The organism is Thalassospira sp. ABL2_045 (assembly GCF_056161285.1).
Genome location: NZ_JBSWYV010000004.1, coordinates 35,314 through 50,435 on the forward strand (window position 1 = coordinate 35,314; position 15,122 = coordinate 50,435).

The 15,122-nt window shown below is 51.4% G+C and carries 14 protein-coding genes; 9 read left to right on the forward strand and 5 right to left on the reverse strand.

The features are described from left to right. Position 1: 1 nt before the first annotated feature. The 8 genes from ACXAIA_RS07765 to ACXAIA_RS07800 are packed head-to-tail and all read left to right on the forward strand — an operon-like array spanning position 2 to position 6,060. Positions 2-1,120 carry a mandelate racemase/muconate lactonizing enzyme family protein gene (locus tag ACXAIA_RS07765; protein ID WP_475348844.1) on the forward strand — a complete coding sequence of 373 codons (1,119 nt, stop codon included), beginning with the start codon at positions 2-4 and terminating at the stop codon, positions 1,118-1,120. Further along, entirely contained in the window at positions 1,117-1,446 is a 330-nt protein-coding gene (locus ACXAIA_RS07770) for an L-rhamnose mutarotase (RefSeq protein ID WP_475346004.1), read from the forward strand. Before ACXAIA_RS07765 ends, ACXAIA_RS07770 begins: the two co-directional genes overlap by 4 nt. Beyond that, the gene (locus ACXAIA_RS07775) at positions 1,439-2,494 is read left to right on the forward strand and encodes a Gfo/Idh/MocA family protein (RefSeq protein ID WP_475348845.1); all 1,056 of its coding nucleotides are present in this window, start codon (positions 1,439-1,441) and stop codon (positions 2,492-2,494) included. The genes ACXAIA_RS07770 and ACXAIA_RS07775 overlap by 8 nt, the downstream gene beginning before the upstream one ends. Further along, entirely contained in the window at positions 2,487-2,933 is a 447-nt protein-coding gene (locus tag ACXAIA_RS07780) for a MaoC family dehydratase (protein ID WP_475346002.1), read from the forward strand. Before ACXAIA_RS07775 ends, ACXAIA_RS07780 begins: the two co-directional genes overlap by 8 nt. After that, positions 2,930-3,244 carry a UxaA family hydrolase gene (locus ACXAIA_RS07785; protein ID WP_475348846.1) on the forward strand — a complete coding sequence of 105 codons (315 nt, stop codon included), beginning with the start codon at positions 2,930-2,932 and terminating at the stop codon, positions 3,242-3,244. Before ACXAIA_RS07780 ends, ACXAIA_RS07785 begins: the two co-directional genes overlap by 4 nt. Then, complete coding sequence (locus ACXAIA_RS07790) at positions 3,241-4,443, forward strand: UxaA family hydrolase (RefSeq protein ID WP_475348847.1); 1,203 nt, start codon at positions 3,241-3,243, stop codon at positions 4,441-4,443. The genes ACXAIA_RS07785 and ACXAIA_RS07790 overlap by 4 nt, the downstream gene beginning before the upstream one ends. Positions 4,444-4,452: 9 nt before the next feature. Further along, entirely contained in the window at positions 4,453-5,190 is a 738-nt protein-coding gene (locus ACXAIA_RS07795) for an SDR family oxidoreductase (RefSeq protein WP_475345999.1), read from the forward strand. 30 nt (positions 5,191-5,220) lie between these two features. Next, complete coding sequence (locus ACXAIA_RS07800) at positions 5,221-6,060, forward strand: fumarylacetoacetate hydrolase family protein (RefSeq protein ID WP_475345998.1); 840 nt, start codon at positions 5,221-5,223, stop codon at positions 6,058-6,060. Between the two features lie 71 nt (positions 6,061-6,131). Here ACXAIA_RS07800 and ACXAIA_RS07805 read toward each other — a convergent pair whose 3' ends face one another. Together ACXAIA_RS07805 and ACXAIA_RS07810 are read right to left on the reverse strand one after the other, a co-directional pair. Further along, complete coding sequence (locus ACXAIA_RS07805) at positions 6,132-7,265, reverse strand: CaiB/BaiF CoA transferase family protein (RefSeq protein ID WP_475348848.1); 1,134 nt, start codon at positions 7,263-7,265, stop codon at positions 6,132-6,134. After that, positions 7,258-8,400 (reverse strand): extracellular solute-binding protein, encoded by a 1,143-nt coding sequence (locus ACXAIA_RS07810; protein WP_475348849.1) that lies wholly within the window; start codon positions 8,398-8,400, stop codon positions 7,258-7,260. Before ACXAIA_RS07810 ends, ACXAIA_RS07805 begins: the two co-directional genes overlap by 8 nt. Before the next feature lie 165 nt (positions 8,401-8,565). Between ACXAIA_RS07810 and ACXAIA_RS07815 the strand changes: the two genes are divergently transcribed. Further along, complete coding sequence (locus ACXAIA_RS07815; protein ID WP_475345995.1) at positions 8,566-9,384, forward strand: IclR family transcriptional regulator; 819 nt, start codon at positions 8,566-8,568, stop codon at positions 9,382-9,384. Between the two features lie 430 nt (positions 9,385-9,814). Here ACXAIA_RS07815 and ACXAIA_RS07820 read toward each other — a convergent pair whose 3' ends face one another. Genes ACXAIA_RS07820 through ACXAIA_RS07830 form a run of 3 tightly spaced genes read right to left on the reverse strand, consistent with a single transcriptional unit; the run spans position 9,815 to position 14,856 of the window. Continuing rightward, positions 9,815-10,444 (reverse strand): OmpA family protein, encoded by a 630-nt coding sequence (locus tag ACXAIA_RS07820; protein WP_475348850.1) that lies wholly within the window; start codon positions 10,442-10,444, stop codon positions 9,815-9,817. Positions 10,445-10,470: 26 nt separating this feature from the next. Beyond that, entirely contained in the window at positions 10,471-13,653 is a 3,183-nt protein-coding gene (locus ACXAIA_RS07825; protein ID WP_475348851.1) for a caspase family protein, read from the reverse strand. A gap of 30 nt (positions 13,654-13,683) precedes the next feature. Further along, complete coding sequence (locus ACXAIA_RS07830; protein ID WP_475348852.1) at positions 13,684-14,856, reverse strand: SH3 domain-containing protein; 1,173 nt, start codon at positions 14,854-14,856, stop codon at positions 13,684-13,686. Positions 14,857-15,122: the final 266 nt, after the last annotated feature.

Genomic DNA, 15,122 nt, shown 5'->3' on the forward strand with positions numbered 1-15,122 from the left:
AATGGCGCGCATTACTTCTGCACAGGCCTTTATGGTCGATCTGGAACCGAAGGTCGTGCGCACTGATGCCATTCAGTCGTTCAATTCACAGGAAACGATTTTTGTCGTTTTACGTGACGTGGATGGCGCCAATGGAACAGGGTACAGCTACACCATCGGCGATGGCGGACCCGCAATCCTTTCGCTTTTAAAAGAAACGCTTTTGCCGCGGTTGATGGGGCAGGATGCGGATCGGATTGAAGCCGTTTGGCGTAATTTGCTGTTCTGCACGCACGCAACGGCTGTCGGGCCGATCATGTCACTGGCACTGGCGGCGGTTGACACTGCTCTTTGGGATATGCGCGGACGCAAGACTGGTTTGCCGCTACATATTCTGGCTGGCGGGGCCAAATCATCAGTTCCAATGTACACCACCGAGGGAGGATGGTTGCATCTTTCCCCCGAGGAACTTGTCGATGATGCATTGGAATCACGAAAAGCCGGTTTTCTCGGATCCAAGGTAAAAATTGGAAAACCAACTGTCGCCCAAGATGCAGAGCGCCTCGAAGCCGTACGCTGCGCGCTGGGCAATGACTACGAAATCATGGCAGATGCAAACCAATCACTGACATCGGGGGAGGCCAAACGTCGTCTACCGATGCTCGAAAGGTTTAATATTGCATGGTTTGAAGAACCACTTCCAGCGGATGACATCGCCGGACATACCCGGCTTCAACGCCAGTCCCGTGTTCCGGTTGCAGTTGGCGAAAGCATGTATAGCCCCGGTCAGTTTGCCGATTATATCGCCCAAGATGCCTGTGAGATTGTGCAAGCTGACGTCGCACGCATCGGCGGGATTACGCCTTGGCTAAAAGTCGCTCACCTGGCGGAGGCGCATAACATTGCAATCTGTCCGCACTTCCTCATGGAACTGCATGTAAGCCTTGTCTGTGCCGTGCCAAACGCGCCGTGGCTTGAATATATCCCACAACTTGAAGATATCGCAGCCCCAATGGAACGGCACGGTGGCAATGCCATCGCACCCACGCAACCGGGGCTCGGGATCGAGTGGGATCATGAAAAACTCACCTCACTAACGGTTGAGGGAAGCGCATTTGAAATCATGGAGGCCAGCCAATGACCCGTCATGGACAATTGATCGGAATAGGAGCCGATGCCATCGCCGAATACAAAGCATTGCATGCAAAGGTTTGGCCCGGCGTGCTCGCCAAGATTTCCCAATGTAATATCCGCAACTATTCGATCTTCCTCAAAGAGCCCGAAAACCTGCTTTTTGCCTATTTCGAATATGTCGGATCAGACTTCGAAGCTGACATGGCGAAAATGGCAGCTGACCCGGAAACCCAGAAATGGTGGTCAGTTTGCATGCCCCTGCAGCGCCCTTTGGACAGCCGGGCAGATGGTGAGTGGTGGTCGGAAATGCCGGAGGTATTCCATCATGACTGAGTTACGCCAAACTTTGGAGATGCCGCAAAAGGCAATACCGGCGGTCATTTTCGGGGCCGGTTCGATTGTCACAGATGCCCATCTGCCCGCATACCGTGGTCTGAATATTCCAGTCGCCGGCATCTATGACCCTGATCTTGAAAAGGCACGGGACGTTGCCAAGAAATGGGATGTCGCAAACTTTACAACCATTGAAGACGCCACAAGTCAGGGATCAGTTGTGTTTGACTTGGCTGTGCCGCCCCAAGCAATCGCAGACCTGCTTGAAAAACTGCCGAACGGCGCCGTTGCCATCATCCAGAAACCCCTTGGCTCCGATTTGGCGGAGGCGGAGCGGATCATTTCCGTTTTGCGGCGAAAAAACATCAAGGCAGCGGTTAATTTTCAGCTACGTTTCGCCCCGATGTCTCTTGCGCTAAAGGACGCGATCAGCAAGGGCCAACTTGGTGAAATCGTTGATTTTGATGCGTGGCTGGCACTTGATACGCCGTGGCACCTATGGGCGTTTCTTGCCAATTTGCCACGTGTCGAGATTCTTCTGCATTCCATCCATTATCTGGACTTCGTGCGCGATTTGATGGGCAATCCGAACGGGGTTCATGCCCGCACGATAGGGCACCCGTCATCTACGGTTTCAAACACCCGCAGCGCAATCATGCTCGATTACGGTGAGACTGTCCGCTGTAATCTTTCGATCAACCATAACCACGCCTTTGGCCGCAAGTTCCAGGCGTGCGAATTCCGGATCTGCGGCACAAAAGGGGCCGCCTATATGAAGCTGGGTGTCAATCTTGATTACCCGAAAGGCGAACCGGATGAGCTCTGGCTGAGTACCGACGGAGAGTGGCGACAAATCGACCTTGTTGGTAACTGGTTCATTGCTGCATTCCACGGACGTTTCGCACAGGTGCAGCGCTTTGCTGCCGGTCTTGATGACGTGCTTGAAGGGTCTGCCGAAGACGCGTGGCACACCATGGCACTAGTTGAGGCGGCTTATGAGAGCTCGGCCCTGCCAATGCACCCGATCAAGGAGGCTCCTGATGCTTGAGCAACTTAAATATTACGAAGACTATCAGGTTGGCGAGGGGCGCAACACGGTTGGCCGCACCATAACAGAGACCGATTTCGTGGTTCATGCAGGTCATTCCGGTGATTTTTTCCCACATCATCTTGATGAAGAATTCTGCAAGACACTGCCGTTCGGAAAACGTATTGCTCATGGCACGATGGTTTTCACGATTGGTGTCGGCCTCACAGCCACGATCATCAACCCGGTTGCCTTTTCTTACGGTTATGACCGGATGCGGTTCGTGAAACCGGTCTTTATCGGCGACACGATCACCTCAAAGGTTGAAATTATCGCCAAGGAAGTGATGGAAAAACGCCCCGGATACGGGCGGGTGACCGAACGCCTTACCGTGACCAAGCAGACTGGGGAAACCGCGCTTGTTGCGGACCATATTTACATGGTGGAGATGAAGCAATGACGAATCCGTTCCTGCATCTGCATGCCGACGACAATGTGCTTGTTGCGCGTGCCACAGCCTTAGCCGGAACAGAAGTCCGTCTGCAGAACACCTCAGTAACGCTTGGTCAGCCTATCCCGCTTGCCCACAAGATTGCCTATCGGGACATCGAGGCCGGTGAACGCATCCTGAAATACGGGATGCCCATTGGCATCGCAACCGAAGACATCGCGGCCGGTACGCATGTGCATATTCACAATATTCGCTCGGTATATACACCGACGCATGCCCTTCAGGACGCGAACGGTCAAAGCCCGGAGACGTCAAAATGACAGAACAATTCCAAGGATACCTGCGCTCTGACGGACGTAAGGGAATACGCAATACGGTAGTTGTCGCCTATTTGGTTGAGTGCGCTCATTTTGTCGCATCAAAGATAGTTGCCGGTTTTGAAGATGAAGATGTCCAACTGATTGGTTTCCCGGGCTGTTTCCCAAATGAATATGCCGCACGCGTAATGGGGCAATTGTGCACTCACCCCAATGTTGGAGCGGTTCTATTTGTCTCCCTTGGCTGCGAAAGCTTTGACAAGGTAAGGGCATCAGGAACCGTTGCAAGTACCGGACGCCCTGTTGAAACACTTGTTATACAACGGTCCGGAGGAACCGCGAAAACCGTTGAAACCGGTCGTTTCTGGGTGCGTTCTGCGTTGGAAGAAATCGCAAATGTTGAACGTGCCCCAATGGGGGTAGACGAGTTGATCATTGGGACGATCTGTGGTGGCTCGGACGGGACTTCAGGCATTTCTGGTAACCCAGCTGCAGGCAAGGCTTTTGATCTTCTGATCGGCGAGGGGGCTGCTTGTATTTTTGAAGAAACCGGCGAGCTGATCAGCTGTGAAAATATTATGGCGGAACGCGCAAAAACACCCGAACTCGGCGAAGAACTGCGCGCTGCTGTTCAGAAGGCGGAACGTTATTACGCAACGCTTGGATATGGATCGTTTGCCGCTGGCAATGCCGCAGGTGGGCTGTCCACGATCGAAGAAAAAAGCCTCGGCGCCTATGTCAAATCCGGTGACAGTCAGATTTCAGGGCTGATCAAACCCGGCGATGTACCGCCCAAAGGCGGGCTATACCTCATGGATGTCGTGCCCGACGGTGAGGTCCGGTTTGGTTTCCCCAATATTTCGGACAATGCTGAGATTGTCGAGATGATCGCAAGCGGTGCGCATATGACACTGTTTGTGACTGGTCGCGGATCCGTGGTCGGGTCAGCGATATCGCCCGTTATCAAGATTTGTGCAAATCCCGATACCTATCGTGCTCTTGAAGACGACATGGATGTGAATGCCGGCGACATCATCGAAGGCAATCGGTCGATTGCCGAGGTTGGGCAGCAAATCCGTGATTTGGTTGTTTCCGTCGCCAAGGGGGCACAAACCAAATCCGAGGCCCTTGGCCATCGGGAATTCATTCTGACTTATAAATCATTCGATCCAATCGGGCCGTCGTGCCTGCCTGCGGTCTAAGGAGGAAACATGAAAAGACTTGAGGGAAAACTCTGTTTGGTCACTGCAGCCGGGCAGGGCATTGGTCGAGCATCTGCCGAACGTTTGGCTGCCGAAGGTGGACGTGTCATCGCCACAGACATCAATGACGCAGCCTTGGCCGAGCTTGTTGAGATTGGCGGGATCGAAGCCCGCAAACTTGATGTTACGGACAAGAACGCCATCAGCCGCCTGATCGATGACATCGGGACCGTTGATGTACTATTTAACTGCGCTGGCATCGTTCACAATGGGACCATTCTTGAGGCGACCGAAGAAGAATGGGATTTCGCCTTTGACTTAAACGTCAAATCGCAGTTTCGGATGATCCGTGCCGTGCTTCCGGGCATGCTCGAAAAAGGCGCTGGCTCGATCATTAACATGTCGTCGGTTGCAGGTCCGGTCACTGGCCCAGTCAACCGCTTGATCTATTCCGCCTCAAAGGCGGCGGTTGCTGGTTTGACCCGCGCAATTGCAAACGATCACGTCACACAGGGCATTCGGTGTAACGCAATTGCCCCGGGAACGGTTGACAGCCCTAGTCTGCATGAACGCTTGCGCGCGACCGGGGATTATGAAGGTGCGCTTAAGGCATTTATCGCCCGCCAGCCGATGGGCCGAATTGGCAAACCAGACGAAATTGCAGCTTTGGTTGCGTATCTTGCATCGGATGAAAGTGGCTTTACCACTGGCACAGTGCAGGTCGTCGATGGTGGCTGGACCGCCTGATCAGATTTTGAATGAAGGATAGGACTTAATATGAAATTCGCACGTTATGGAGAACGCGGTGCAGAGAAGCCCGCACTGGTCGATGCCAATGGCAACCTCCGCGACCTTTCGGCACATGTTGATGATATCGCAGGCGACATTCTGACACGCTTGGGCGACCTTAAATCAATCGATCCGGACAGCCTGCCGCTTGTAGAAGGACAACAGCGGCTTGGTGCCTGTGTTGGCCAAACCGGGAAGTATATCTGTATCGGGTTGAACTATGCCGATCACGCGGCAGAGTCTGGCATGGAAGTGCCGCCAGAACCGGTTATCTTTGCCAAATACACCTCGGCAATTTGTGGCCCGAATGACCCGATCATCATCCCACGTGGCTCGGAGAAGACCGACTGGGAAGTCGAACTTGGTTTCGTGATCGGCAAAAAAGCCAAATATGTTTCCGAAGCTGAGGCGCTTGATCACGTGGCTGGTTTTTGCCTGATTAACGATGTTTCCGAACGGGCATACCAGATCGAGCGCGCTGGTCAGTGGTCCAAAGGAAAATCGTCAGACAACTTTGGTCCGACTGGGCCATGGCTTGTGACGCCGGATGAAGTGGGTGACTTCAACAATCTTGGTATGTGGCTCGATGTGAACGGCGAACGTGTTCAGGATGGTTCGACCGCCACCATGGTATATCGTGTACCGCAACTGATTTCTTATCTGTCGCAGTTCTTTACCCTGCATCCAGGCGACATCATTTCTACCGGCACACCCCCGGGGGTTGGTCTTGGCTTTAACCCGCCGCGCTATCTCAAGGCGGGTGACGTGGTCGAACTCGGCATTGACCGTTTGGGCACCCAGCGCCAAGTCTGTGTCAACGACGACTAAACGTCACGAAGATCAAAAAAAAGGCGCGGCATCGTTAAAATGCTGCGCTTTTTTATTGATGGCTGTTTTGGTTACCAACCATTTTCCAACAACTCATTTGCATCACCTAGTTCCGGCGCAGCACGTGATGAAGACGGCCGCACACCATCAATGCGAAGCGGCAGCTTGGTCGTTTTCATGGCCACATCCCCCCGTTCAATATTCTGCACCATATCAAGGGTCTGAAGGACTCCACTTCCGACGACACCATCCCAATCCATGACCGGTGCCGCCCAGATATCATTGGCAACAAAATCCTCCATCCAATCGGCACTGTGTTTTGTTTTAAGCTGTTTGGCGAGACCTGCCTTGATGTCATCACGCTGCTTGAATGCATCCAGCGCGGCAATCTCTGGTGCCAGTCCAGTGATAGTAGCAAGCAAATCAAGTTTGCCCATTGCAATGGCGATGTGACCGTCTGCGGTTTCATAGACGCCATAGGGTGCTGCAAGGTATGCATGGGCTGGATTGTTTTTCGACCGTTCCGGGGTCCGGTTGCCATCGTTAAACCAGGTGGTCAACAATTCGAACTGAAGGTCGGCGAGAACCTCAATCAACGAGGTTTCAACATAGCCACCAATGTTCTGTGTTGCCTTGCGATACAAAAGGGCAAGAACGCCGTGTGCCAACGCAGCCCCGGCCAAGACGTCAGCAATCGGTAGACCCATGGCAACCGGGCCATGATCACGACTGCCAGAAAGCCACATGACGCCTGACCGTGCCTGGGCCAGCAAATCCTGTCCGGGAAGATCGACCCATGGGCCTTCAGATCCGTAACCAGTCACAGTGCCATACACGACGTTTGGATTGATCTTTTTAACCGCCTCATATCCGAACCCAAGACGCTCCATTACCCCCGGACGGAAGTTCTGCAAAATAATATCCGCATCCTTCACAAGCTGGGTCAGACGGGCCTTGTCCTGATCGGATTTAAGGTCGACAGCAATCGAACGCTTATTGCGGTTAATCGCGTGAAAAATAGTGCTTTCACCACCAATCTTGGTATCGGTCAGATAAAGATGTCGCGACAAGTCTCCAAGACCGGACCTCTCCACCTTGACGACATCCGCCCCAAGGTCTGCCAGTTTTAGGGCGCAGTAGGGGCCCGCAAGAAATTGCGAGAAATCAAGTAATTTCAAACCTTTAAGTGGCATCATCTCAATCATTATCGAAGCTTTCGTCAAAACGTGTCTGAAGGGCCAGAAGGGCATTATCCGGGCTGGTTTTCGCCGTCAGGGCATCAATAAGGATGTGCGATGCTTCTTCCTGGAACGCCATATAGCCGTCATGGCGCGGGCGCAACCAGGCGGCCTCATGGGTCATCCGGGTGTTGCTGTAGCAAGACCCAACCGGCGCATTGACTGTCTCGTCAGCCCAGGCGAGCGCATTTCCGGGCTGGCCGTTATGCGTTGCATAAAGACCGCGTTGGATATCGGCCGACGCCACCCAAAGTGCATATTCCACGCAAAGATCCGGTTCTAACGTCTTCGATGAAACCGCAATACCAGTTCCGCCAAGTGCTGAGCCAAGCGGTCCTGAATCGCCAAGCGACGGCATATCGTGAAAGTCAATGCGATTGGCGCGATAACGGTCTCGCGCATAAGGCGCATACAAATAAACATAGGGGCACAATCCGAGCTTTCTGCTGTCACTTAGTGCATCAAGGGCAGCAATGGGGTCCATGTCGAAACACGCGGGGTCAGCAAGGTTACTCAAGGTTTTCATCGCGGCGATCACATCACGCGCGGACGATTGATCTATCGCGGTTCCCTTGGTGACCGGGAAGGGGTCACCAGCGTTTGCCAACAATGTAAAAAACGACATCAGCACATGCGGCGCGCGCAGCGGCCAGACTACTCGACCATCTCTGGCCTCGGTGATCACGTCCGAAAAACTGCGAACCGGTGCGCTCAATAGATCCGAACGAATTGCTTGCACCTGACAAGCCGCGTCGACCGGTAGGGCCCACTGATGCCCCTTGAAAAAATAACTCTGATAACTTTTGCCAACGGTCTCGGCCGAAAGCCGGGTGAGGGTGTCTGCATCTGCCAGGCGATCAACCGGCAACAAACAGTTCTTTTCCACAACCGTGCCAACATGAGGATGATCGATAATAATCAGATCATAGGTGCTTGCCAGCTCCTCGACCGGGGTGCTCTCGAACCCCTGCAGCGACCGCTTATCCCAGACGATATCTACATCAGGATGGCGTTCACGAAAGGCTGCACCGGCTGCCACCAGCGGGTCATAGCCGCGCGGATCTGACCACGTCATGCCCCTGATTTTCTTTTGTTTGGTCATTTTTTCCTCCCACCATGAGTTTAATATCGAACGTTTATAAATGAAAGTATGTTTTATATTTGATATGTTGTTTTCTATGTCACAGCGTCAGTTGCCACGATATGACTGAGCCGCATATACTCAGTCGACCAAAACCAAGCGGTTTTCATCTGCCTGCGAGGACCAATGAACGGCAAAACCGAAGAACAGATTGAACAGGAAAAATACCGAGCTCCAGCCTTGTCAAAAGGGCTCGATATCCTCGAATTGCTTGCCTCGGAAGCGGATGGCCTGTCGCAGATTGCCATTGCGAAACAGCTGGATCGAAACACATCGGAAATCTTCCGGATGCTGATGGTTCTGTGTCAACGTGGCTATATCGAACAGCGCGAAGAGGATGACCGCTACCAACTGACAACCAAGATGTTCGAGGTGGCCCATCGTCATCCACCCATCCGCCGACTGACATCAATCGCTGGCGACGCCATGCAGCGGCTTGCAAATGAAGTGAACCAGTCAATGCATCTGGCGATCATTCATTCAGGCCGTGTTCTGGTCATTGCGCAGGTCGACTGTCAGGACAATAATATCACTGCAGTCCGCTTGGGCGCACAGATCAATATTTTCGATACGGCGTCCGGGCGTGTTCTTGCAGCTTGGATGGAGCAGGAGGCCCTTGATAACCTGATGAATGAGGTCGGTCGCGAACCGGCAGATAAGTATCGGGCTTTCCTGGATGATCTTCCGAACGTCAAGGCCGCGGGCTATTGTGAATCACAATCCCTGACCATTGCGGGTGTCCTTAACCTTTCTGCGCCGATTTTCGATTTTTCGGGCAAGGTCGTCGCAGCATTGACAGTACCGTTCATCCAACGCCTTTCTGGGACATCAGTCGCCACGGTTGATGAATGCCGGGAACGCCTGATCGACGTCACCACGGACATTTCGCGCCGTCTTGGGGCCGGTGCGCATTGGTCTTCACAAGAAAATACCGAGCAGGCGTAAGAACATTTGACCGCGTTCGCGTGACAAACAATTGATCTTTGACGACCTAATCGTGGTTGAGAGCAGGGCGCTTCACTTCGATTGCCCGAATGATGCTCGGAAGCCCTGGCGGCTCAACAAAGTCCGGCCCAAATTAGAGGAGCCGAACTTTAGCCTGAGGCCCACAAACATACCTAGTTGACGTCCGCTTGCTCCAACACTCGTTAGTATGGAGCGCCAATTGCCCACACCGAATGGCCGTAAGCCAAGGCACAGGAACCGAAATCATAAGTTCCGTAGTTTTTCAAGTTAACAACAACTGCCGATTTCAGCTTCAAATGCAGCAAGAATAGGGACTCACACACAACCCAAAAGGGTATCCGATCAATCTCAACGCAACACACCTGAAATTAGACTGACGTTCTATAATATATATTATGACAAATGTTTGCTATTGTATTGTAAATGATACTCGTCGATTACGAGCATCCGTTGGATTCAAACCTGCTACCGGTCGGCCAGAGCCAAAACCAACGACAGAAAAACGCTGATCATCCACACCGTGTACGACGCTCAAGAATTGCTTAACACGCTGAGCGCGCCGTTGCGAAAGCTCGATGTTATAGCTTTCATCGCCTGAGGCATCTGCGTGGCCCCCAACCATGAACGTAATGTCTGGGTTTTCGGTCATGTATTTCGCAAAACCGGCAAGCGAATTTTCGAATTCGGGGCGAATCTCCGCACTATTCAGATCAAACTCAAGCCGGATACTTACTGTGTTTGCACCGGACCGCTTATTATCACCACGGTTTGCGACTTGCGTTGGGCTTCCTTCAAGCCTGATGTCGCTATCGTCGGTGTTACCTGTTGGCGTTAATACAATACTTCTGGTACCCAGACGATGTCCCGCACCCACGCTCTTCCCAGTCACTTTTGTGCCAAATAGCCGGTTCAGGTCTTCCACGGAAGGCGCTTTGTCAAGCACATGTTCAGCCCCAGATATCTCTTGCGCGATCCCTGGCGAAATACCAAAGAACATTACCAACGCAGCAGCACAAATCTTACGGTAAATATTGTTCATCTTCCCCTTAACCTCCTGTCGCACGATTATTGAATTGATGAGTATTTGGTGAGTGCAAAGAATGGGTCACCTTGGAACTTCACAACAGGTATTTGTGGAACATTCCAGTCCCTGGACCTATCGGCCACTTCACGCCGGACATACTGTCCCAGTTCTGCAAGACTAATCAGTTTGTCCTGATCGATGTCCGCATCTCCGGAGAGTGCTTCAAGCGCTGCTGACGTAAACAGGCCATGCCCCTGCCCTAGAGGGTAATCTTTGCCATCACTATCGTTTGCTAATCCACGCGCACTAGCCAATACGAACCGACCAGATTCAAGGTTGACGCGGTCCATCACTGCGTCAGATCGGTTTTTCCTTTGCACCGGATCAAGTGTCTGAAATGCTCCAGCATAACAGGTATCCAGAACAACGATTAAACGCTCAGAATTCACTTGAGAAAGAGCACTCCCAATCGTCGCCTGAGACAGGCCTTCTGTTCGGAACACATCGCGTACCGCGGCGTCGCCAAACCTTCTTCCAGCGACGGCATCTGCGATCAACTCTGTGCGTTTAGTTCCCAGGTCCGCCGGCGCAAAAATATAGTTTCCATCCACGACATCTCCATGCCCTGAAAGAAACACTAACACAGTGTCATTTGGGTCTGCCTGCTCAGACAAGGCCTGTAACGCATCGACAATTGCTTTTCTGGTGGCTTTCTCATTTTCCAAAACCGTGATACTTGCCGCATCAAAAAGCCCGTTCTGTCCTGAAATTCCAATAATCTCGGCTATTGCTACTGCGTCATTTGAGGCAACGTTTTGCTGTAAATCGAAAGCATCAATCTCGTAATCAGCCACTCCCACAGCTAGAACAAAGATCGTGCGTTCATTGCTATCCAATGCAAAATTCGCATGTACTTTAAATGCAAGCTCTGGAGAAAAAATCACAGCTTCCGAGTCCGAAACAGCTAGCTTAATATGGTTTTCCCCCGGCACGAGCGGCACACGAAGCCGCTTGATTTGATAGTCATCCCGCTCGATCAACTCTCCGCTTTCGCCCCTGATTTGGAAGCCGTTTCGTTTGATCCGAATATCACCGATCCCGCTACCTCCATTCTCAAGGCGCAGAATCATCTCAACTTCATCTGTATCTCGAACTACTCTTGGCAGCACCACATCGCCAAGATCGGACGTGTTTGTTGTACCGGCTTCCTGAGTTTCCTCGAACGCAACACATCCTGCCGGATAATCAAATTCGTCGATCCCGCAAACCTCTAGCACTTCAATTTTCGCTGGTTTTCCAGCACTAACAAGTTCAGAGATAGTTCCGCTATTTTCCGCAGCCTCAACTAGTATTTTTTCGTCACCATCTTGTTTTAACAGAGATGCTTGAACAATATCCGGTCGATAGAACTTCTTGTACATTTGAGATATAGAAATGAAGTCTGCTTCGGCTTTATAGCCATTATTGATCTGATACCCTACTAAGGATGCGCCCGACACGTCGGAGTTTGAGTTTGAACGACTATGATCGAAAAATCCTTGAGGTGTCCACATGACCCAGTCAAGTGCCCCCCTTCTGATGAATACCGACCTTAACAAACGACCATCCCCGGCATTTCTCCACTCAACAATGCCATTACCCAAATATAGAATTAGAGTTTTAGCATCTCCAGACGGCAGCACGCCCCACACTGGAGCACCGACGCCTTGTTTCCACAAAAGTTCTGCACCGCTAAACAAACGTAGATAGAAGTTTGTTCCTACAGCCAAACGATCAGATTCATCCAGAAATGACGCGTCCAGTGCGCGTTCATTAGGATCTAAATCTAACGGGGCCCCATTCAGCCAGGCGGAGCCGTCTACACTGGAGATTTCTACAGAGTTTCCGCCAGACTGACGCGATCTTTCATAAAGATCCGCACCGCCAAAGTTCGATTCAAACGATCGATCCGCCGCCGAGAAAACCTTAGCACCGTCTCCTTCAAGCTCAGGGGGTAGCGAGAAAGCTGTGCCATCGAAATTCGTTGATATTTTCGTATTATACAGGCCTGCATAGCTTGGGACCGAACTGGTCAAAAGCTTCCCAAGGCTAACAGAGCCATTGTTATCGACGACAAGATACCCCCAACTTCCGTCATTACAGCCAAACAAAATCCGTTGAGGGTCAAGGAATGACTGTTTAAGTGCTATAATTGTGCTCTTGATACCCAACGTGGCGAGAGACATTTTCCCGCGATAAACACCACTAGAAGATTCCCACGAATGAATGTGTTGGGCTTTGGTAGTTTCACCGTCATGTTTGGAAATTACCGGATCAGAGATAGCATGAACAAATTTTTCAGCGTTGGTCCAAACCGCACTCGCAAGCCCACCAACGACATCTGAAGGGCTGTCGGGAATATGCAAAACTTGGCTTTGTGACAGCGTCGGGCCACTGCGAATTTCGAGTTCTAAACTACTTTGCCCAGCAATAATAATCCGGTCTCCGGCACTGTTAGAAGTCAGTCGCCACGGGTTTTTGGCAGCGTAGATGTTCCGGGAGCCCAGTTTTGAGAAGTCTGTTCCGGAATAAACGTTCAAAGTTCCGCCGTTCGATATGACGACCAAATCCCCCGAGGGGAGAAACGTAAGATCAACGATTTCACCAGAGAATGCTGCGTCGACCAACAAAGGTGAGCCAACTCCCAACTTGAATACACGCACTCCCTGGCCATCCCCAAGCAAACCAACAGCAATGAATTTCTCGTCATGAGAAATAGCCAAAGACGATACAGGTGACGGTAAACCACTCAGGACCCCGAGTGGTTTTTTCCCATCGCTGGAAAGTACCCGAACATTAGTCGTTCCTCTCCCCCAATCCCATCCGGTTCGGCCAGCCAAGGCTAGGAAACGATTGCTCAATTCAACAGCATACAAAGCACCCTCGTCTCGCCCTCCAGCTGCACCTCGTAAGGTTCTCAGATTCTCTCCCGTATCCGAATCCCATATGCGCGCTGTTTGGTCGTCAGAGATTGTAAGGATCTGACGACCATCATTCATTTCAATTATTCTATTGATACCCGCGCTATGACCACCGAGCTCCAATCGTAGAAAGGGATCAGCAGGAACTGCACCCTCCGAAGCCAGGGCAGGCAACGAAGCGCCAATCGCTATCGTCCCCAACCCTGCTGTGAAGAAAAACATCTTCACCCAACGAGTTAACTTTCGGCTGATTAGACAAACCATCAGTGCGAATTCCGTCACAGCGAAAAGAAGTTACCCAAAATCCAGTTCGAAAGCGGTTTTCTCTTCATGTTCTGCCTGAACCGCTAGGCGCTCCAACTCTACCCGTTTGCTGCGCCCTTCGAACATTGCACCAACCGTTTTTAACTGGTCATCAGCTGACTTAGGCACAGCGCGGGTAAGGCTTGCCAATTCTTTATCTTCGGCCTGGAAGACATCCGTTTCATCTGCCTTGCTTTCCACTAGATAATCTGACGCAACGTAGCCATCTCTGCCGTCTTCTAGTTTTACCTTTGTCCAACCATTGCTGCTTTCGCCGGTAGCATCGACAACCTCTCCCCCTTCAAGAAGTTTTAAACGCTTTCCACTGGTGTCTGGTTTGGACCGAACGTTGACGTTGGTTGTCGCCGTCATTTTTGAGCTAGCTTGAAAAGCTGTTTCTCGCCATGGCTGGCCTTCGATCTCTTTTATGCGTTCAAACGCCTCGGCTTCGGCTACTTCTGTTTGGTGTAGGAACGATTGAGCTTCACTGCTACCTTGGGCAACATACACGACTGCCTCAGATATTTCGTCGTGGCGCTCGTCAATTTTTGCACCGATCGCCCTCACAACGATGATGTCATCGGCATAGCGCTTTCGTTCATCAGATAGTTTTTGAGCTGCCTCTGCTCTCGTCAAAAGTCCCGCAGAAAAATCGCTTTTGATTCTCCCAGCTTGACGGAGACGACAATCACGAACGCGCGAAAATCTCGTCAAAGCCCGAACAATCTCGGCTTTCTCTTCTTGAACGTCCTTATAGACGGTTCGCTGAAGTTCCGAGCGATCTGAACTCTCTTTTTGCACGGAAACCAAATACCCCCCAGCTGCACCAGCCAGCCCACCAACAGCCCCGCCGATTAATGCACCTTTCGCGTCACCACCGACCAACGCTCCTAGTAATGCGCCGCCAATGGCACCAGCGACAGCACCTTGAACGATGTTTCGCTCAAAGTAGCCCTTAGATTCTCGAAGTTGCGTGCTGTATGAACCGCAAACATCATCGGCAGAAATGCTCTGAACACCCAAGCCACTGATAAACTGGTTTGTCGTCTGACACGCAGAAGTTGCCAGTAGCGAAGCAACCAACGGCACCACTAGAACGCGTCTACACAAATATTTTTTCTGTGATAGGTTTTGACCGGTTACGAACAAAGCATGATCACGCATCAATATTACCCCATTGATTCAACATCTTAAATTAATTTCTTTGTTCTCTGCGTTACCCCAGCTTTGTTTAGTAGCGGTCTACATTTTGTGTGAAATCGCAAGAACACTTCCATAAAAATTGCATAACAAAAATCACTAATGCAATTAATTATTGCATCTCAGGCAAAACTTCATCACTATTTTTGCATGTAAGACAAAATTTTCTCTCGAGGGGGGCTCGCGTGATCAAATAACACCCTTGAGCAGGATGTGGTCTCACATCTTCA

Excerpts from the sequence above, each read along its gene's own strand:
- ACXAIA_RS07765 (WP_475348844.1), top strand. The coding sequence starts at position 2 with ATGGCGCGCATTACTTCTGCACAGGCCTTTATGGTCGATCTGGAACCG.
- ACXAIA_RS07770 (WP_475346004.1), top strand. The coding sequence starts at position 1,117 with ATGACCCGTCATGGACAATTGATCGGAATAGGAGCCGATGCCATCGCC.
- ACXAIA_RS07775 (WP_475348845.1), top strand. The coding sequence starts at position 1,439 with ATGACTGAGTTACGCCAAACTTTGGAGATGCCGCAAAAGGCAATACCG.
- ACXAIA_RS07780 (WP_475346002.1), top strand. The coding sequence starts at position 2,487 with ATGCTTGAGCAACTTAAATATTACGAAGACTATCAGGTTGGCGAGGGG.
- ACXAIA_RS07785 (WP_475348846.1), top strand. The coding sequence starts at position 2,930 with ATGACGAATCCGTTCCTGCATCTGCATGCCGACGACAATGTGCTTGTT.
- ACXAIA_RS07790 (WP_475348847.1), top strand. The coding sequence starts at position 3,241 with ATGACAGAACAATTCCAAGGATACCTGCGCTCTGACGGACGTAAGGGA.
- ACXAIA_RS07795 (WP_475345999.1), top strand. The coding sequence starts at position 4,453 with ATGAAAAGACTTGAGGGAAAACTCTGTTTGGTCACTGCAGCCGGGCAG.
- ACXAIA_RS07800 (WP_475345998.1), top strand. The coding sequence starts at position 5,221 with ATGAAATTCGCACGTTATGGAGAACGCGGTGCAGAGAAGCCCGCACTG.
- ACXAIA_RS07805 (WP_475348848.1), bottom strand. The coding sequence starts at position 7,265 with ATGATTGAGATGATGCCACTTAAAGGTTTGAAATTACTTGATTTCTCG.
- ACXAIA_RS07810 (WP_475348849.1), bottom strand. The coding sequence starts at position 8,400 with ATGACCAAACAAAAGAAAATCAGGGGCATGACGTGGTCAGATCCGCGC.
- ACXAIA_RS07815 (WP_475345995.1), top strand. The coding sequence starts at position 8,566 with ATGAACGGCAAAACCGAAGAACAGATTGAACAGGAAAAATACCGAGCT.
- ACXAIA_RS07820 (WP_475348850.1), bottom strand. The coding sequence starts at position 10,444 with ATGAACAATATTTACCGTAAGATTTGTGCTGCTGCGTTGGTAATGTTC.
- ACXAIA_RS07825 (WP_475348851.1), bottom strand. The coding sequence starts at position 13,653 with ATGGTTTGTCTAATCAGCCGAAAGTTAACTCGTTGGGTGAAGATGTTT.
- ACXAIA_RS07830 (WP_475348852.1), bottom strand. The coding sequence starts at position 14,856 with ATGCGTGATCATGCTTTGTTCGTAACCGGTCAAAACCTATCACAGAAA.